This window comes from Corynebacterium sp. UD i78 (assembly GCF_056280545.1).
The window spans coordinates 1,500,314-1,516,964 of the sequence record NZ_JBWCED010000001.1 but is presented as its reverse complement, the minus strand read 5'-3'; the positions used below and the strand labels follow the sequence as shown (position 1 = coordinate 1,516,964).

General features: G+C 65.5%; 19 protein-coding genes. 6 read left to right on the top strand and 13 right to left on the bottom strand.

All coding sequences use genetic code 11. The features are described 5' to 3' along the window. Window positions 1–16: 16 nt before the first annotated feature. Window positions 17–1,036 (bottom strand): class II fructose-bisphosphatase, encoded by a 1,020-nt coding sequence (glpX, locus tag ACZ9GM_RS07110; protein WP_291474172.1) that lies wholly within the window; start codon window positions 1,034–1,036, stop codon window positions 17–19. A gap of 99 nt (window positions 1,037–1,135) precedes the next feature. On the opposite strand from glpX, the gene ACZ9GM_RS07105 reads away from it, so the two are divergent. Further along, on the top strand, window positions 1,136–1,765 hold the full coding sequence (locus ACZ9GM_RS07105; RefSeq protein ID WP_291474171.1) for a DUF4245 domain-containing protein: 630 nt from the start codon (window positions 1,136–1,138) through the stop codon (window positions 1,763–1,765). Here ACZ9GM_RS07105 and ACZ9GM_RS07100 read toward each other — a convergent pair. From ACZ9GM_RS07100 to ACZ9GM_RS07075, 6 genes are read right to left on the bottom strand one after another with little or no spacing between them, the layout of a single operon-like run. After that, window positions 1,749–1,991, bottom strand: coding sequence for an exodeoxyribonuclease VII small subunit (locus ACZ9GM_RS07100; RefSeq protein WP_476037482.1), 243 nt, complete (start codon window positions 1,989–1,991; stop codon window positions 1,749–1,751). The two genes, ACZ9GM_RS07105 and ACZ9GM_RS07100, sit on opposite strands and share 17 nt — an antisense overlap. Continuing rightward, window positions 1,984–3,282 (bottom strand): exodeoxyribonuclease VII large subunit, encoded by a 1,299-nt coding sequence (xseA, locus tag ACZ9GM_RS07095; protein ID WP_291474169.1) that lies wholly within the window; start codon window positions 3,280–3,282, stop codon window positions 1,984–1,986. Before xseA ends, ACZ9GM_RS07100 begins: the two co-directional genes overlap by 8 nt. Before the next feature lie 21 nt (window positions 3,283–3,303). Further along, window positions 3,304–4,122: a DUF6542 domain-containing protein gene (locus tag ACZ9GM_RS07090; protein ID WP_291474168.1), complete on the bottom strand. Its 819-nt coding sequence runs from the start codon at window positions 4,120–4,122 to the stop codon at window positions 3,304–3,306. A gap of 27 nt (window positions 4,123–4,149) precedes the next feature. Beyond that, on the bottom strand, window positions 4,150–5,670 hold the full coding sequence (locus ACZ9GM_RS07085; protein ID WP_291474167.1) for an AI-2E family transporter: 1,521 nt from the start codon (window positions 5,668–5,670) through the stop codon (window positions 4,150–4,152). A gap of 60 nt (window positions 5,671–5,730) precedes the next feature. After that, on the bottom strand, window positions 5,731–5,895 hold the full coding sequence (metS, locus tag ACZ9GM_RS07080) for a methionine/alanine import NSS transporter subunit MetS (protein WP_291474166.1): 165 nt from the start codon (window positions 5,893–5,895) through the stop codon (window positions 5,731–5,733). Further along, window positions 5,892–7,532, bottom strand: a complete 1,641-nt coding sequence (locus ACZ9GM_RS07075; protein WP_291474165.1) for a sodium-dependent transporter — start codon at window positions 7,530–7,532, stop codon at window positions 5,892–5,894. The genes metS and ACZ9GM_RS07075 overlap by 4 nt, the downstream gene beginning before the upstream one ends. 120 nt (window positions 7,533–7,652) lie before the next feature. Here ACZ9GM_RS07075 and ychF point away from each other — a divergent pair, with 120 nt between their 5' ends. The 3 genes from ychF to ACZ9GM_RS07060 all read left to right on the top strand — a co-directional run bounded on the left by ychF (window position 7,653) and on the right by ACZ9GM_RS07060 (window position 10,628). Continuing rightward, window positions 7,653–8,738 (top strand): redox-regulated ATPase YchF, encoded by a 1,086-nt coding sequence (ychF, locus tag ACZ9GM_RS07070; RefSeq protein ID WP_291474164.1) that lies wholly within the window; start codon window positions 7,653–7,655, stop codon window positions 8,736–8,738. Between the two features lie 577 nt (window positions 8,739–9,315). Beyond that, entirely contained in the window at window positions 9,316–9,705 is a 390-nt protein-coding gene (locus ACZ9GM_RS07065; protein WP_291474163.1) for a hypothetical protein, read from the top strand. 26 nt (window positions 9,706–9,731) lie between these two features. After that, entirely contained in the window at window positions 9,732–10,628 is an 897-nt protein-coding gene (locus ACZ9GM_RS07060; RefSeq protein WP_291474162.1) for a DDE-type integrase/transposase/recombinase, read from the top strand. Window positions 10,629–10,908: 280 nt separating this feature from the next. Here ACZ9GM_RS07060 and ACZ9GM_RS07055 read toward each other — a convergent pair whose 3' ends face one another. The 3 genes from ACZ9GM_RS07055 to ACZ9GM_RS07045 form a co-directional block, all read right to left on the bottom strand. Continuing rightward, the gene (locus ACZ9GM_RS07055) at window positions 10,909–11,679 is read right to left on the bottom strand and encodes an SGNH/GDSL hydrolase family protein (protein ID WP_476037481.1); all 771 of its coding nucleotides are present in this window, start codon (window positions 11,677–11,679) and stop codon (window positions 10,909–10,911) included. A 112-nt stretch (window positions 11,680–11,791) separates the two neighbouring features. Next, on the bottom strand, window positions 11,792–12,529 hold the full coding sequence (locus ACZ9GM_RS07050; RefSeq protein ID WP_291476520.1) for a hypothetical protein: 738 nt from the start codon (window positions 12,527–12,529) through the stop codon (window positions 11,792–11,794). Beyond that, entirely contained in the window at window positions 12,526–13,128 is a 603-nt protein-coding gene (locus tag ACZ9GM_RS07045; RefSeq protein WP_476037480.1) for a TetR/AcrR family transcriptional regulator, read from the bottom strand. The genes ACZ9GM_RS07050 and ACZ9GM_RS07045 overlap by 4 nt, the downstream gene beginning before the upstream one ends. 600 nt (window positions 13,129–13,728) lie before the next feature. On the opposite strand from ACZ9GM_RS07045, the gene ACZ9GM_RS07040 reads away from it, so the two are divergent. After that, window positions 13,729–14,136 (top strand): YchJ family protein, encoded by a 408-nt coding sequence (locus ACZ9GM_RS07040; protein ID WP_476037479.1) that lies wholly within the window; start codon window positions 13,729–13,731, stop codon window positions 14,134–14,136. 24 nt (window positions 14,137–14,160) lie between these two features. On the opposite strand, the gene ACZ9GM_RS07035 is transcribed toward ACZ9GM_RS07040, so the two are convergent. After that, complete coding sequence (locus ACZ9GM_RS07035) at window positions 14,161–14,877, bottom strand: DsbA family oxidoreductase (RefSeq protein ID WP_291476514.1); 717 nt, start codon at window positions 14,875–14,877, stop codon at window positions 14,161–14,163. Between the two features lie 82 nt (window positions 14,878–14,959). Here ACZ9GM_RS07035 and ACZ9GM_RS07030 point away from each other — a divergent pair, with 82 nt between their 5' ends. Beyond that, complete coding sequence (locus ACZ9GM_RS07030) at window positions 14,960–15,727, top strand: endonuclease/exonuclease/phosphatase family protein (RefSeq protein ID WP_291476512.1); 768 nt, start codon at window positions 14,960–14,962, stop codon at window positions 15,725–15,727. Here the strand turns inward: ACZ9GM_RS07030 and ACZ9GM_RS07025 are convergent. Together ACZ9GM_RS07025 and ACZ9GM_RS07020 are read right to left on the bottom strand one after the other, a co-directional pair. Continuing rightward, window positions 15,714–16,232 carry a hypothetical protein gene (locus ACZ9GM_RS07025; RefSeq protein WP_476037478.1) on the bottom strand — a complete coding sequence of 173 codons (519 nt, stop codon included), beginning with the start codon at window positions 16,230–16,232 and terminating at the stop codon, window positions 15,714–15,716. The two genes, ACZ9GM_RS07030 and ACZ9GM_RS07025, sit on opposite strands and share 14 nt — an antisense overlap. A gap of 11 nt (window positions 16,233–16,243) precedes the next feature. Next, window positions 16,244–16,645 (bottom strand): hypothetical protein, encoded by a 402-nt coding sequence (locus ACZ9GM_RS07020; RefSeq protein WP_476037477.1) that lies wholly within the window; start codon window positions 16,643–16,645, stop codon window positions 16,244–16,246. Window positions 16,646–16,651 lie beyond the last annotated feature (6 nt).

Here is a 16,651-nt window from a genome sequence, read left to right as displayed (position 1 = left end):
ATTCTCCGTCAGGGGATCAGACGTAGTCCTGGACGGAGTAGTCCTGCAGCTTCTGGAGCTGGTGGACGGCCTCGATACGACGGACCGTGCCGGAACGGGACCGCATGACCAGGGAGGTGGTGGTCGCACCGGACCTGCGGTAGGTCACGCCGTGCAGCAGGTCACCGTTGGTGACACCGGTGGCGACGAAATAGCAGTTGTCCGACTTCACCAGGTCATTGGTGGTGAGGACGGTGTCCAGTTCAAGGCCGGCGTCGAGGGCCTTCTGGCGCTCGGCATCGTCCTTCGGGGCGAGGATGCCCTGGATCTCGCCGCCCATGCACTTCATGGCGCAGGCGGTGATGATGCCCTCCGGGGTTCCACCGGTACCCATCATCAGGTCGACAGAGCTGGTGGCCATCGCGGCGTGGACCGCACCGGCGACGTCGCCGTCTCCGATGAGCCGCACCTTCGCGCCGGCGGCGCGGATCTCGGCGATGAGCTGGTCGTGGCGCGGACGGTCGAGGACCATGACGGTGACGTCGGTCGGATCGACACCCTTGGCCTTGGCGACGGCCTGCACGTTGTATTCGGTCGGGGCGGAGATGTCGATGACACCCGCGGCCTCCGGGCCGGTCGCGATCTTCTTCATGTAGAAGACGGCGGAGGGGTCGTACATCGAGCCGCGCTCAGCGGCGGCGAGCACGGAGATGGCGTTCGGACGGCCCTGGGACATCAAGGTGGTGCCGTCCACCGGGTCGACGGCGATGTCCACGTTGGCGCCCTCACCGGTGCCGACGTTCTCGCCGTTGAACAGCATGGGGGCCTCGTCCTTCTCGCCCTCACCGATGACGACCACGCCGTTCATCTGGACGGTGTTGATCATCGAACGCATCGCGTCCACCGCAGCACCGTCACCTTCGTTCTTCATGCCGCGTCCGACCCACTTGCCGGATGCGAGGGCGGCGGCCTCGGTGACGCGGACCAGCTCCATCGCGAGGTTGCGGTCGGGTGCCTTCATGGGGATGTCGGCGGGGACAGTGGGCTGAGCCGTCATGGCTACCAACTTTCTTTGATGTGCTTTGACAACGTGTCCCATTGTTCCACGTCGCCGCCGATTCCGGGCGAGGGGGTACCGCGTGACATAATCGACGCCGTGAAGATCGAGAAGCCACGCATGTTCACCAACACCCGCGACCTCATCATCTCGCTGGGCGTCCTGCTGGTGGTGATGTTCTTCTCCGTCGGTTTCACCGGTCTGTGCAGTTTCAACCCAGGCTCGGCGGACAAGTCCGGTCCCGTGCAGGAGGTGGACATCGACACCATCCTCAAGACCGACGCCCGCGGGCTCGGTATCCCGGTGCGTCTGCCGGCCCTCCCGGACAACTGGGAGGCCAACTCCGGACGACGCACCATGGTCGACAATGAGCCGTCGTCGAAGGCCGGTTGGGTCATCGACGGGGAGGCCTATCTCGCGGTGACCCAGACCGTCGCCGAGCTGGAGGACGCCGTCAACGACGAGGACGGTGAGTACCGCGAGGAGACCGACACCTTTGTGGTGCCGGCCTCGAAGTCCTCCACCGGTGAAGACGTCACCTGGCAGATCTGGTCCGGTGACGACGTGAAGAAGATCTGGGCGGTCGACCTGGGGGATGTCCGCCTGCTGATCTCCGGTACCGCCACCCAGGCGCAGTACCGGACAATGGCCGAGGCGGTGACGAAGGCCGAGCCGCTGGAGACGGGGGCGTCGTCCTCCACCCCGGGCGTGCCTACTCCGACGGAGTGACGTCGCGCTTCGCCAGTGCGTCCTCCACCCGCTTCGACGCGCCGTCGAGGTACTGCTCGCAGTAGGCGGCCAGTGCCTCGCCCCGTTCCCAGTAGTGCAGTGATTCGTCGAGACTCATCTGGCCGAGCTCGAGGATCTTGACGACCTCGATGAGTTCGTCGCGGGCGGCCTCGTAGCTGAGCTCCACGAGCGGGCGGAAGGTCTGCTGGGTGTTCTGGTCACTCATCGGTGGACTCCTCGGTTCCTGTGTCCGGTGCTGTCTGTGTGTTCGTCGGGGACTTCTGTACCGCCATGGCCGCCGCGGTCACCGAGCCGTCGAGCACGCGGATGCGCAGCTGTGATCCCGGCTCGACATCGTCGACAGTGGTGACGACCTGGGGTGGGGTGTGGTCCCTGGGGACGACCTGGACGACCGCGTAGCCGCGACTGAGGGTCTGCGAGGGGCCCAGCGCGTTGACCCGGGCCCGCAGGGACTCGACCTGGTGCCGGGCGGTCCGGACGAGGACGCCGAGGGCACGGTCGTTGCGGGAACGGGCGTCCTCCACCATGTCCCTCGCGCGGCTGATCGGCAGCATGGGATCGGCCAGTACCGGCCGGGAGCGGACCGAGGCCAGGCCCCGTTGCTCATTCGCTACCCAGGAGCGCAGTGCCGCTGCGGCGCGTCCCCGCAACTCCGCGATGAGCGAAAGCTCGGCGGCGACATCGGGGACGACGCGTTTGGCGGCGTCGGTGGGGGTGGCGGCACGCAGGTCGGCGACATTGTCGAGGACCGGATTATCCGGCTCATGGCCGATCGCGGAGACCACCGGGGTGGTCATGGAACTGACCGCCCGGGCCAGCGCCTCCTCGGAGAAGGGGAGGAGGTCCTCCACTGATCCGCCACCACGGGCGACGATGATGACGTCCACCCGGGGGTCATCATCCAGGGTCCGGAGGGCGGCGAGGATCGCAGGGACCGCCTGGGCGCCCTGGACCGGTGTGTTGATTGTCTCGAACTGCACCGCCGGCCAGCGGTCACGGGAGACCGAGATGACGTCGTGTTCGGCGGCGGACTCGCGTCCGGTGATCAGACCGATGCGGTTCGGGAGGAAGGGGAGCGGACGCTTGAGGCGGGGGTCGAACAGGCCCTCGGCGGCCAGTGCCCGCTTGAGTTCCTCGATGCGGGCGAGCATCTCGCCGACCCCCACCGGGCGGATCTGTGAGACCCAGAGGGAGAAAGTGCCGCGCCCGGCGTAGTAGGCGGGCTTGCCGTAGACGACGACGCGGTCGCCGTTCTTCACCGGTACGGGGAGGTTGCGGAGCATCTGCGTCGAACAGGTCAACGGGATCGACTGCTCCTGGGAGACGTCACGCAGGGTGATGTAGGAGAGTTTCCACGACGGCTTCATGTTGAGCTGTGTGATCTGCCCCTCCACCCAGAGATGGCCGAGCCGCTCGATCCAGCCCTTGACCTTCTCGTTGACGGTATGGACGTGCCACGGGGAGTCCGCTGTGGTGGGACCCGGGGATTCTGACATGCCTCTGATTGTAGAGATCTGTCAGAGATCGAGGGGGGCGTCGTCACTGCGGTGACGGGCGGTCCGCGAGGACTCTTCACGGGCACGCCGACGCTCACTGGCCGCGCGAAGTTCCTCGGCGGTGCGGGTGCGGATCTCCGGCTGCTCCGGAGAGCTGACGGACGCCGGGGACGCAGCGGGTGTCGACGCTGCGTCAGATGAGGAGGCGGCGTCACCGGTCCTGGGACGGCGCGGTGGACGGGTCACGGTGCGGGCACGCTGGGCCGAGCGGGCACGTTCGGCGGTGTCCTCACGTTCCCGGTCCTCACGTTCCCGGTCACGGTCAGCGGAACGCTCGATGTCACGCACCCTGGAGGTGACGCGACGGTTGTCCTCCTCAGCGGCTGCGGTGCGCCGACGACGCTGGCGGGCGAGGCGTAGTGCGCGCTCGCGGGCGGCGGCGTCCAGACGCTGGCGGATCAACGCGATGAGCAGGCTGACAAGGAAGGTGACGAGCAGCCAGAGGTAGTTCTCGACCGCGGGGAAGACCGCGGTGAGCAGGGCAGTCTTCCGGTTTCCGTCGGAGAAGGACGCACGGTCGGCGAAGTAGCCGATCACGGTGATGCCTCCGAACCAGGCGAACGGGACCGTGACGACCGTGAGGAAGAGGCCCCGCAGTTCGACCAGCGCAGTGCACACGATCGAGGACAGGAAGAACAGCACGAGGTAGACGGCGCTGATCTCCCCGAGGACAACCCCGGTGAACACGACCGCCACCGCGACGAGCAGCGGTGCCCACGGGGGGATGAAGCCCCACCGGTTCAGGGGCACGTCTTCCGGAGCTTGGGGGTCATTGGTCACGGGCAGTCATGCTACAGGACGGGCCCGTCACTTCGCCGTGTCGTCCGGTGTGTCGGTGGCGTCTGTCACGGTCAGACCCTTGCGGGTGAGACGCCACTCCCGCCACCGACGGGCGGCGTCCTCGTTGCGTTCGGCACCTTTCGCCCCGTCCTCGGTGGCGAAGTTGATCTCCTCGGCCTTCTTCTCGCCGGTGGACAGGTCGGTGAGGTCTCCGATGTATCGCATGATCTCCGCGATCATCGCGGCGACCGGGACGGCGAGGAAGGCGCCGATGATGCCCCACAGGCCACCACCGACGGTGACGGACAGCAGTACGACCACCGGGTGCAGGTTCATGGCGCGGGACTGCAGGACCGGGGACAGGATATTGCCCTCGAGCTGCTGGACGGCGATCACGATGATCAGGACGATGATCGCGGTGGTGAAGTCATTGCCGACGAGGGCGACCAGGACCGACAGGGCACCGGCGGTGAAGGCACCGACGATGGGGATGAAACCGGCGAAGAAGGTGATGATCGCCAGCGGCCCGGCCAGCGGGACCCCGAGGATGAACAGTCCGAGTCCGATGAAGAAGGCGTCGATGAAACTGACGATGGCCTGGGTGCGGATGAAGCCGCCGAGCGTGTTCCAGCAGCGGGTGAGAGCTTCGGTGATGTGCCAGCCGACGCGACGGCCGGTGACCCGACGGACCATCGGGAGGAACTTCTCGCCGTCCTTGAGGAAGAAGAAGGTGAGGACCAGGACGACAACCAGAGTGACGATGGCCGAGGTCACGGCGGAAACGCCGGCGACGGCGGTCTGGGTGATCTGGTCGGTGCTGTCCTGGAGCCAGTTGGTGGCCTGGTCGATGGCGTTGTCGATCTGGTCGCTCTGCAGCTCCAGAGGCGGGCCAGCGACCCAGTCCTGGATCTTCTGGACCCCCTCGGTGCCCTTGTCCACGAGCTCACCGGCCTGGTCGACCACACTCGGGGCGATCGCGGCGATGATGCCCGCGAAGACGCCGAAGAAGACCAGTAGCGAGGTCAGGACGGCGAGAGGGTTGGGAAAGTGCCACTTCCGCAGCTGCCGGGACAGCGGCCACAGCACCGTACAGACGATGATCGAGAGGATGATCGGCAGGATGCCCGCCCACAGTTTCGCCGAGCCGATCCAGAGGATGTAACCGGCGGCGGCGATGACGAGAAAGCGGAGACACCAGCCGGCGAACCAGCGCATCGAGGTACCGATGACCTCGGCCCGGTCGCGGATCTCCTCCTGGTGGTCGGGGATGCCGTTGTCGTCGGCATCCCCGCCGGTCACCTCGGTGACGTCGGGGAGGAGTCGGGGGTCCTGCACCCCGTCGGTGTCCGCAGGCTGCTTGAGGAGCTTGTCCTGCTCCTCGGGCAGGGGTACCGCAGACTCGGCGGGTATGGGACCGGACCCCATGAGGAAGTCGGCGAAATCGCGTCCTCCGGTCATGTCGCGGGGATCACGACTGTCCGGGGAACCGGAGGATCCGTTGCTCCCGGTGGACGGGGTTCCGTTCTGTTCACTGCTCACCCGCCCCATTGTGCCCTACCGGGGGAGCAGTGTCAGCGACTGCGCTGCACGAAGACGGCGCAGTGCCCGTCAGTGACCGTGGATGATGAGTTCGGCGTCCGTGGTACCCGGGAGAGTCCCGAGATCGCCGGCCTCCTCGTCGACCTTGCCGCGCAGGGCGAGTGCGGAGAGGACGAGACCACCCCAGATGACGACGATGAACAGGACCAGCATGGCGACAGCTCCGGCGCTCATGATCGGTCACCTTCCTTCTCAGTAGTGGTTGTGGCCGCGGCTGTGGCGAAGCGGTTGGGCGCCTTGGCGTCACGCGTGCCGACCGGGACACCGAAATCGGAGCCGGGAACACCGTCGAGGACGCGGGCATTCTTGTACTTCACGAAGACCATGGCCACTCCGGCGATGGCGATGATGATGAGGACCATCCAGCCGAGGCCGAAGACCTGGCCGGAGGTGTAGTCCTCGTAACCGTCCTGGATGAGGTTGATGACTTCCTTCACCAGGGTGTAGATCAGCACCAGCGGAGTGATGACGAAGGCGCAGAACTTCCAGATCGGGCCGACGCGGAACGTGGAGACCGCGTTGAGGTGGCGCTCGATCTCGGTGGAACGTCGCAGGACGTAGGCGATGACCACCGTCGCGAGAATCGCACAGAACACTATGCCGAGGTTGTTGGTGAACTTGTCGACGATGTCGACGCTCATCAGGCCCGCGGAGCTCGAGAAGACCAGGCAGGAGATGACGGCCATCGGAACGCCGACCAGGATAGCGACGCGGCGACGGTCGACACCGATCTTGTCGGCGATGGCGGAGACGACGACCTCGATGATGGAGATCAGCGACGTCAGACCGGCGATGAAGAGGCTGCCGAAGAACAGGACGCCGAACAGGCCGCCGGCGGGCATCTCGTTGATGATCGCCGGGAACGCCATGAAGGACAGGCCGATACCGGAGGAGGCGACCTCGTCGACCGGGACGTTCTGCTGGACGGCCATGAAGCCGAGCGCGGAGAAGACACCGATGCCGGCGAGGACCTCGAAGGAGGAGTTCGCGAAGGCGGTGACCATGCCGGTGGCGGTGAGATTGGACCGCGGCTTGAGGTAGGAGGCGTAGGTGATCATGATTCCGAAACCGATGGACAGGGAGAAGAAGATCTGTCCGTAGGCGGCGATCCAGACACTCGAGTCGGTGAGTGCCGACCAGTCCGGGGAGAACAGGGCGTCGAGACCGGTGGAGGCACCGTCGAGGAAGAGGGCGCGGATGACCATGATGACGAACAGGATGACCAGGATCGGGATGAAGATCATGCCGACCCGTCCGATTCCGGCCGAGACATTGAGGGCGAGCACGCCGATGGTGATGATCCAGACGATGATCATGGCGATGAGAATCGGCCAGACGAAGTTGCCGGAGAAGATTCCGCCGTCACTGAGCTTGTCGGACTCGAGGAAGTCATTGGCGAAGTACTCGTCGGGGGTGTCACCCCAACCCTTGTTGAAGGACTTGAAGATGTACAGGCCGGCCCAGGCGAGGATCACGGCGTAGTAGAGGCCGATGAACGCGGCGACACCGGTCTGGAACCAGCCGATGACCTCAGCCTTGGGATGCAGACGGCGGAAGACCATCGGGGCGGAACCGCGGAAGCGGTGACCGAGGGCGAAGAACAGCCACAGCAGCGGGATACCCGCAGTGAACAGCGCGAACAGATAGGGAATGAGGAACGCGCCACCGCCGGACTCATAGGCGACATAGGGGAAACGCCAGATGTTGCCGAGCCCCACAGCGGACCCGATGGCGGCGAAGATGAAGAGCATCCGCGAGTTGAATGTGTCGCGGTTGACCTTCACCTCCGTGCCGTGGCTGGTATCGGACATGATGTAAGTCCTTCTCGATAGTGACCGTCAGATTTGATGGAACAACAGTAGCCCCACAGTGAACTGGCGGGAAAGGGGGAGGGGTCAGGACTCGGGGCATCACCGGTTAGGATGGTCCCCGTGTCTCTTACTCTCGGTATCGTCGGACTGCCCAACGTCGGCAAGTCCACCTTGTTCAATGCTCTGACCCGCAACGACGTGCTCGCCGCGAACTACCCCTTCGCGACCATCGAGCCGAACGAGGGGATGGTGGAGCTTCCGGACCCGCGGCTGACGCGGCTGTCCGAGATCTACGGGTCCGAGCGGATCCTCCCGGCGACGGTGACCTTCGTCGACATCGCCGGCATCGTGAAGGGTGCTTCGGAAGGCGAGGGCATGGGCAACGCATTCCTCGCCAACATCCGTGACGCCGACGCGGTGTGTGAGGTCGTCCGTGCGTTCTCCGACGACAACGTCATCCACGTCGACGGCCGTGTCGACCCGCAGTCCGACATCGCGGTCATCGAGACCGAGCTGATCCTCGCCGACCTGCAGACCATCGAGAAGGCCCTGCCGCGGCTCCAGAAGGAAGGACGCAAGGACAAGGAGAAGGCCGAGGAGGCGGTCGCCGCCGAGGCTGCGCAGAAGATCCTCGAGGACGGCCGGACGCTGTCATCGGCCGCGAAGAAGGGTGAGATCGACCTCGCGCCGATCCGTGACCTCCACCTGATGTCCGCCAAGCCCTTCCTCTACGTCTTCAATTCCGATGAGGCAGTGCTCACCGACGAGGCGAAGAAGCAGGAACTACGCGATCTGGTTGCCCCGGCAGACGCGGTCTTCCTGGACGCCGCGACCGAGTCCGAGTTGCTGGAACTCGACGATGATGAGGCCGCCGAGTTGCTGGCCTCCGTCGGCCAGGATGAGCCGGGTCTGGCGACCCTGGCGAAGGCAGGGTTCAACACCCTGGGTCTGCAGACCTACCTGACCGCCGGCCCGAAGGAGTCCCGCGCCTGGACGATCCCGCAGGGTGCGACCGCCCCGCAGGCCGCCGGCGTGATCCACACCGACTTCGAGCGTGGCTTCATCAAGGCCGAGATCGTCGGCTTCGACGACCTCGACGAGTACGGCTCCGTCGCCGAGGCCCGCACCCACGGCAAGGTCCGCCAGGAGGGCAAGGACTACGTCATGCAGGACGGCGACGTCGTGGAATTCAAGTTCAACGTGTAGTGCCGGGTTTCCCGTCATAGACACGTCTCGTGATCATATCGTTCAGCAACCACGACCATCGCCGTTCCGTTGGATCTGCGCTCTACGCGTGGGACGACGGCGATCGTGCCCTTGCCGCCGCAGACCTTGTCGTCGAAACCGAAGGTCCCTGCCCAGGGCACCCGGAGAGTCCGGGTCTCGGAGTTGTGGGAGCGTGCCGAGCGGAAAAGCTGGGAATCCCAGAGTCGGAGTGTGCTGCTGTCGGTGCAGGTCATGTACTCGCGTCTGGTGTTGACGACGTTGACCTGCTTGCCCGGATGCGCAGAGAGCGTGGCCGGTCTGAACCCGTGCTCACCGACCTCGAGCCGGGGCGCGGGTCTGCCCGGTAGGGGCATCTCGGGCGGGTCAATTCAGGATTCGTGGTCGCCGGCGGTGTGGAGGTCGAAGCCACCGGTGGTACGGGATACGTGACTGTGAATCCCGGAGCGCACGCGTCGCAGACGCGGGCTGGGTGAACCAGCCTGTCTCCCCACGTCGGCCCTCTTTGTCAGGCTGTGTGTGAGTCACTTCGACTCGCACACAGAGAGGAGCCCAGGCGATGAGTATCAGCCCGGGTTACACCGACAACGAGATCAGGGAAATCGTCTACGCCTACGAGCAGCAGCCCTACGGTGGCAAGGGCGCTTGGCTCAATGACCGGGGCATCACACCCCGACAGCTGCAACGCTGGAAGAGAGCGGTCTTCAACGGCGATCTGGACCGTGGACTGGCCCCCAGGCAATCTGATGGTATGCCTTCGTCATCTCAACGCCGTCAGACCTCCGCATCCCAGGATGCGAAGACACGCCGTATCGCTGAACTCGAAGCGCGCGTCAATGAGCTGGAGGCGACCAATGATGCACTGGGAAAAGCTATCGGGCTCTTGCACGAGATCACCGCGCACGGGCCCGACGACAACCGGGAGCAGAGGAATCCCTCCGATTCCTGAACCAGGAAAACACCCTGGTCAATGAGTTGAAACGACCAGAATGCCTGGGGTCGCTGCGCAAGGCGTTGGAGCTCGTTGACCTGTCCCGGTCGACGTGGCACTACCGTCATCATCCCCGTACCACGGTGTCCAGTCCGGTCCATCAGGCTGACCGTGCCTACGAGTCACGCATCGACCTGTTCGACCGGGCGGTCATCGCCGTATTGATCCAGGTGGCCTGGGCCGCGGGAAAGTCGGTGGACTATGCGTTCGCCACCGCGTGGGACGCCGGGATCATGATCGCGCAGCGCCGGTCATGGTGGCGTATCGCCGCGGGCCTGGACCAGGCCCACCGGCCTGTCGCCCCGACCAAAGGCACCGGCACGTCGAAGAAGCGGGCCACACCGGTGGTGGTGGCTAAAGCCCCGGGTGAAGTGTGGAGTTGGGACATCACGGATCTGAAGTCACCGTATACCGGGAAGTCATTCAAGGCGTATTCGGTGATCGACATCTACTCGCGGATGATCATCGCCTGGCGAGTCGAGGAACGCGAGGACCAGGATCTGGTCAACGAGATGTTCACCCAGGCGGTTGAAGCCTACGGGCCGCCGAAAGTGGTGCACTCCGACAACGGGGCGGTGATGAAGTCCAACGATTTGAAGACCCTGCCCGGTTGGAAAGGCATCGAGATGAGTCACAACCGGCCGTACGTGTCGAACGACAATCCGTACTCCGAATCGGAGTTCCGCACGATGAAGTACCGGCCCAACTATCCTGGCGTCTTCGACTCAGTCGAGGCTGCGCGGGCGTTCCTGCGGTCGTGTGTTCCCTGGTACAACACCTGCCACAAGCACTCCGGCATTGAGCTGTTCAGCCCGCAGGACGTTTTCGACGGGACGTGGAAAGCCAAGCACAAGGTCCGCGACAAAGCGTTGCAGCGCTAATTCGCCCGGTATCCGGAGCGGTTCCGGGGCAGGCCGAAGACCCGGAAGCCGGCGGACGTCGTCGGGATCAATCACGAGCAGGAAGCAACCGTTTAGGGTCGGGTGACTCCACACAGGTTGACATCGAGCGGACCGGGTGGTCTGGTCCCAGCAGACCACTCCCTCGGGTCGTATTCCGGCGCGGCTTCAGGGGGCTTCACATCTGCGTCAGGCACGGATCGGGCGCATCGTGGCACAGTGCGGCCGATCCGTGCCTGACGCAGACCTGCTGCACGAGTGGTCAGTGCGGCGTACGGATCACTCCGTGGGGCCGCCTCCTGACAGCATGCCTGGCCTGTAGAAGCATGGGGATGAAACGCTCTCCGATGCGCCGGTGGGCCTGCGCGCCGGGGTGGAGATTGTCAGCGTAGGGGAATTGCCCGACTTCCGCTGGTCCGAACGGGTCCAGTCCGTTGACGTAGGACAAATGGGGATCGTCGACCGAGCGCTGCTCGACCACCGCCGCGAGTTCCTCCCGCACCACCTCCAGAGTGAGCTTTCCGGCGTCGACCTCCGCCGGGTCCCCGGTGGCGACGAATTTCATCGTCCCGTCACTGAAATCCGGGGCCAACGGGCCGGGGGTCGATTCCTGGATCGGGCAGCACACCGGGGACATCACGATCAGGGGAGTGTCCGGGTGCGCGTCCCGGATCGTGTCCAGGAATCCGTGGACCGCCGGGTCGAGCGCACGGCGGCGCATCAGGTCCGCGTTGACCAGGTTGATGCCGAGCTTCACGCTGATGATGTCGGCCTCCAGGCCCGCTATCGTGCGGGCGACGAACGGGTCCAGCAGCGCACTGCCGCCCAGTCCGAGGTTGTGGAGGTCGACGTCCGTAGCGTGTGCGGCGATGACCGGCCAGGTGCCGGTCGGGTGGGGCGCGTTTGACCCGTGTCTGACGGAACTGCTGTGATGGACCCACCGGGGCCTGGTCCGGGGAACCGGGGACAGCGGACGGTTGGACCGGAGCGCGACGATGCGTGCGGGCAGGTGCGCGTTCTGCTCCGCGAGCACACCGATCTCGGGGTCGGCCTGGCTGAGGCCGTAGAAGTATCGCGGGTCCCCGGGGCCGGATCTACTCAGCGGGAACGACGCGTGTTCGATGCGTACCCATCGTCGCCTCCGCTCACGCGTTCTCCTGGGCGGCCGCGTACAGGACAGGCACGATGTCCTGGGTACGGCCGGTCTCCTCGATGTTGTGCCGGATCCAGTGGTCTGCAGTGTCTCGCGAGAACACCCGCGGGCCGATCGTGCGGTTCAGCAACGGACCGACCAGCGGGAGGTCGAAGTCGACGACCGTCTCGGCGTAGAAGCTGACCCCGCCGGGAACCGGGGCGTAGCGATGCGTGATCCGGCCTCCGGGGCGGTCTCCGGGGCCGAGGATGTTGAACGAAAACTCCGACTCGTCCAGGACGGTCGTGTGCATTACCTGGTGGATACGGTCGCGATAGTCGTTGAATTGCTCGTCGATGCGGGAGCGCGCTCCGACGCGGAAGCCGTTGTTCTTCGCTCCGCCGGGCGCGTCACTCATGGGGGTGACGCGGATGTGGTCACGGTGGTGCCACAGATGGTAGTTGAGGATCTCCGGGCCGGAGAAGTCCTCTCCGTTCCAGGTGGTGGTGCCCGCGAGATTCTCGAACCACCACTTGAGCATCTCGGGTGTGACACCGGCGAGATCGTCATGCTCGATCTGAACGCGCAGCGATCCGCGAGAATCTACTGAGACGTTCGTCCACTTCGCTGAGGACTCCGGTTTGAACGGCAGCTTGCCGGCGCGCTGGAGTGCCTGGCGGGCGAGGAGACGCTGCTGGCGCAGCGCGTCGTCGACAGGGATCATCGAATTGTCTTTCCGGGGAGCTTTCATGGACTGATTCCTTTCGGGGTTTCGTCGCGGCCCAGTCCGCCGACGACGGCGTGATAGGTGAGATCGCGGAGTCTTCCCGCCAGGTCTTCGACGGATTCGCGTTGCGGATCGGTGAACCAATCGAGCATCGTCCAGGACACTGCAGCGGCGATCGCCGTAGAGGAGGTTCCGAGTGGAAGCGGACCGCGGGCAAGCGCCGCGGAAACGGGCGTCCGGGACCGGAACTCCGCGGCAAGATACTCGATGATACGTGCCTGCACATGATGGCCTCCGTGCCCTAGCAGGACGCGGCGGAAGAACTGTGCGTGGGGTGCGATGCGCTCGAGTGCCTGCGTGATAGTTGCTTTCATGACGTCGCGTCGCTCGACACCGTTCGCCTTGACCGGGTTGGCGGGGAGGGCTGCCATGATCCTGGCGACCGCAGCTTCCGCATAAGCTGTCGGGAGATCCCCGAACGCCGCATAGAACGTCGGGCGGGTGACACCGGCACGTGCCACAACCATCGTTATGGTGAGCTCCGAGGGATCGCGCTCGTCGAGCAGTACGGTGACGGCGTCGAGGAGCCGCGACTTGATGCCGGGTCTGGGGTAGCTCACCATGGTCCGCATTTTACATTTGTAAGATTGCTCGGATCAAGGGGGGCGTGACGTTTTACGGGGTCCGGTCACAGGCGATCTTGTTCGTGATGAACTTCAAGAACCTTGCCGACCGGTACTGCGAGGACCACTCCGAGACAGGTCGGTCAGATCGCTTGCGGCGCCGCGCTCTCAGGTTCGGATGTCGACGTGCTTCCCGTCCGGCTGCTCGAGCGCCCGATCCCACGCTCGGTGCCCGCTGGCGCGATCGCGCCGTGAATCGTGCATTGTGTCAGGGGGTGGCTGGCACTCTCTGCACTGGACGCGAGCGCTACGTCGCCATCTGGTCTCGCTGCACTGACAATGGAGAGCTGGAGGAGGATGCGATCGAACACGACCTGCAGATCACCGGGACTCCCCGAACTGACGGATGTAGAGGACATCACCGGTGCGCGCTCGCAGGTGCCCTGACCATAGCTCTGGAGCTTTGACAGTATTCTTGTCCGGAACACTGCGAATCTTCCGGGCCGGGTGCGAGGTAGTCACGGTGCATGAGCGGGGCCGCTGCGGCGTTGAGCATCGGGCGCGGACGAGGGGAGGAGCCCTATCAGGTTGCTCTCCAACGTGGCACCGGCAACCGCCGGCGCAGCAATGAGCGTCGCTGATGCCGTCCACGTCCTGGGGCGGATGACTAGATTGGGCGTCGTGAACTCCACCCGAGAAGAACCCACCACCGCCGAAGACCTCATGCGCTCGCGCTTCCAGGCGTTCAGGGACGCGGACGCCGACTGGCTGCTGTACACCTGGCATCCGTCGACCCGGCCGGAGTCGCTTGACCTGAGCGACAACCCGAGCTGGCGACGCCTTCAGATCGTCGACACCGTCGACGGCGGACCGGAGGACACCACCGGCATCGTCGAGTTCCGGGCGACCTACCGTGAGCCGGGCGGGGGAGTCGGTGTGCAGGAGGAGCGCTCCCGCTTCGTCCGGGAGAACGGCCGCTGGTTCTACGTCGACGGTGACGTCAGCTGATCTCCGGATCACCAGTTCGCAGGTTCAGCAACCCTCCGGCCCGCAGGCCTCGGCGTCCTGCGCCCCGTCGACAGAGAGGAAGGACGGCGTCCCGGGGTGGGACGCCGCCCACGCCTGTTCCAGGGCCCGTGTGAAGACCTCGGTCGGCTGTGCACCGGGCACCGCCCACTGCATGTCCAGCACGAAGGTCGGAACGGAGTTCAGCCCGAGGGACGCAGCCTTCCGCACATCCTCTTCGACCGCCGCGATGCGTGACCCGTAGGTGAGCTCCGACAGGACCTCCGAGGTGTCCAGACCCGCCTCGGTGGCCAGGCGGACGAGGGTGTCGGCGTCACCGATATCTTCACCGTGCTCGAAGTGTGCGGCGAACAGTGACTCCTCCAGACGCTCCACCGCGGCGGTGTCCCCGGACTCCCTCGCCAGCTGGATGACCTGGTGGGCCCGTAGGGAGTTCGCGACGATGAGGCTGTCGAAGTCGTAGGTCAGGCCTTCACCGGCACCCTGCTCGGCGACATGGCCGACCATCGCCCGGACCTGCTCCACCGGCATACCCTTGGTCTCGGCGAGATACTGTGCCTCACTGCGGTCGTCATGGTCGGGGAGCGTGGGGTCGAGCTGGTAGGAATGCCAGGTCACCGTCACCTCGTCACGGTGGGGGAAGGCGGCGAGGGCGCGGTCGAACCGACGCTTGCCGATCCAGCACCAGGGGCAGGCGACGTCGGACCAGATATCGATATTCACGCCCGGTGCAACGCGCCGCGTGGCCTGTACATTCCCCGGTCATTCCCGCTCCGGAGGTTTCCGGCGACTACGGTGGGGGAGGATGAAGCTGATCAGCTACAACCTCCACCACAACAATGCGGCCGGCGAACTGACCCCGTTGGCGGCTCTCCACGACCCCGATGCGCTGTGCCTGCAGGAGGCGGACACTGAGACCCTTCCCACCAGAATCGGCGACCTGGAACTGGTCCAGTCGACCTCGGGAAGCCGCCTCGGCCTGGCGGTCTACCTGCGGACCAGTCGCTTCGACCCCCGCTCGATGCTTACCGTCCCGCTGGAGAAGTCACTGCACGACCTGGTGATGAAGCCCGGCGAGGAGCGGCTCGCCACGGTCCGTGCCCATGACGCCGTCCACGGCGGTGAGGTACTCATCTCCTCCTTCCATGCCGCCCCGTTGACCGCCAGCAACTCGCTGCGGCGCCAGCAGATCCGCACCGCCTTCTCCGCACTGCACGATCTCGGCCCCGGTCTGCCGTCGATGATGGTCGGTGACTTCAACTACCCGGTCTTCCAGGCAGGACTGGCCAGGCATGTCAGCTCCTACGGCTACGACCTCTCCAGCAGTGATACCTCCACCTACCGCAACTACGGGGTGCTGCGCGGACGCTACGATCTGGCCATGTCCCGTGGCTATCTCGACCCGACGGTCACCTCGCTGCCGCAGGAGGGCTCGGATCACCTGCCCATTCTCGTGGAGACCGCGCTGGAGCCGGTGCCCGAGGCCGCGCCGGGCGAGTTGGAGACCGTCCCGAAGACCCTGGTTCTGCCGACCGGTCGGCGCTACCGGCAGCGGCGCGTCAAGCTGATCTGATCCGGTCCTGGAGTTCACTGAGATCCAGTGTGAGCCGGTCGCACTCCCGGAGGTGGTCGATGACTGCGCGTCGGGAGCCCGGTCGGCTGGTGAGCAACTGTTCCCCACGGGACATCAGTGTGTTCACCCGGGCGAACAGTGTGGCCTGCTCGTCGGTGGGCTGCTCGGACCAGTAGGCGGACTCCAGCACGGTACCGACGCCCCGGCCCTCCTGGATCCGGTCCCAGGCCACGATCTGTTCGCGCAGCGAGGTGGTGGACAGGGTCGACAGCTGGTCGAGGACCTCGCGCAGCGCCTCGTCCTCCCGATCAACGCGGCGGTCGGCGAAAACCGCCGCCCATGCCCAGATGACCGTGGCCACTGCACCGGCCACGCCGCCGACGACGAGGACGCCGCCACCGATGATCAGGGCGAGCTTCAGTGCCCAGAGGGCCAGCCAGATGCCCAGGGAGACGATGATGAGCAGTGCACAGCCGGAGCCACCGGCGGACTTCTGCGATGCCATGGTAGGCCCTCCTAGTCCAGGTTCCAGTCGAGGCCGACACCGGTCAGCCAGATACCCACCACGACGGCGAGGGCACCTCCGATGAGGGCGAGGACGGTCCACCCCGTCGCGGTGGCCGGACTCTGCACCCGGGAGCGTCGGTAGACGAGGTGATCGTCGTACTCCTCGAGCGTCCTGGTCGTGGTGTTGATGAGTGCCCTGCGCCGGGAACGCTCGGCGTCCCGCTGGTCAGGGGTTCCACCGGTGGTACCAGTGGGAGCGGACACACCGATGCGTGGCTGCACCGGCGGCGGGGGTTCGGTCGTGCCGTGGACGGAGCGTCGTTCGGCCAGGACGCTGTCGAGGTCAGCGGAGGGAACCGGGGGAACGGTGGGTGTTCCGGTGTTCTTCGGGGCTCTGTCTGGAGTCTTCACGGAACG

What these genes read in the sequence shown, in the direction of transcription:
- glpX (WP_291474172.1), bottom strand. Translation starts at nt 1,036, where the DNA reads ATGACGGCTCAGCCCACTGTCCCCGCCGACATCCCCATGAAGGCACCC.
- ACZ9GM_RS07100 (WP_476037482.1), bottom strand. Translation starts at nt 1,991, where the DNA reads ATGAGTGACCAGAACACCCAGCAGACCTTCCGCCCGCTCGTGGAGCTC.
- xseA (WP_291474169.1), bottom strand. Translation starts at nt 3,282, where the DNA reads ATGTCAGAATCCCCGGGTCCCACCACAGCGGACTCCCCGTGGCACGTC.
- ACZ9GM_RS07085 (WP_291474167.1), bottom strand. Translation starts at nt 5,670, where the DNA reads ATGGGGCGGGTGAGCAGTGAACAGAACGGAACCCCGTCCACCGGGAGC.
- metS (WP_291474166.1), bottom strand. Translation starts at nt 5,895, where the DNA reads ATGAGCGCCGGAGCTGTCGCCATGCTGGTCCTGTTCATCGTCGTCATC.
- ACZ9GM_RS07075 (WP_291474165.1), bottom strand. Translation starts at nt 7,532, where the DNA reads ATGTCCGATACCAGCCACGGCACGGAGGTGAAGGTCAACCGCGACACA.
- ACZ9GM_RS07065 (WP_291474163.1), top strand. Translation starts at nt 9,316, where the DNA reads ATGAGTATCAGCCCGGGTTACACCGACAACGAGATCAGGGAAATCGTC.
- ACZ9GM_RS07050 (WP_291476520.1), bottom strand. Translation starts at nt 12,529, where the DNA reads ATGAAAGCTCCCCGGAAAGACAATTCGATGATCCCTGTCGACGACGCG.
- ACZ9GM_RS07045 (WP_476037480.1), bottom strand. Translation starts at nt 13,128, where the DNA reads ATGGTGAGCTACCCCAGACCCGGCATCAAGTCGCGGCTCCTCGACGCC.
- ACZ9GM_RS07030 (WP_291476512.1), top strand. Translation starts at nt 14,960, where the DNA reads ATGAAGCTGATCAGCTACAACCTCCACCACAACAATGCGGCCGGCGAA.
- ACZ9GM_RS07025 (WP_476037478.1), bottom strand. Translation starts at nt 16,232, where the DNA reads ATGGCATCGCAGAAGTCCGCCGGTGGCTCCGGCTGTGCACTGCTCATC.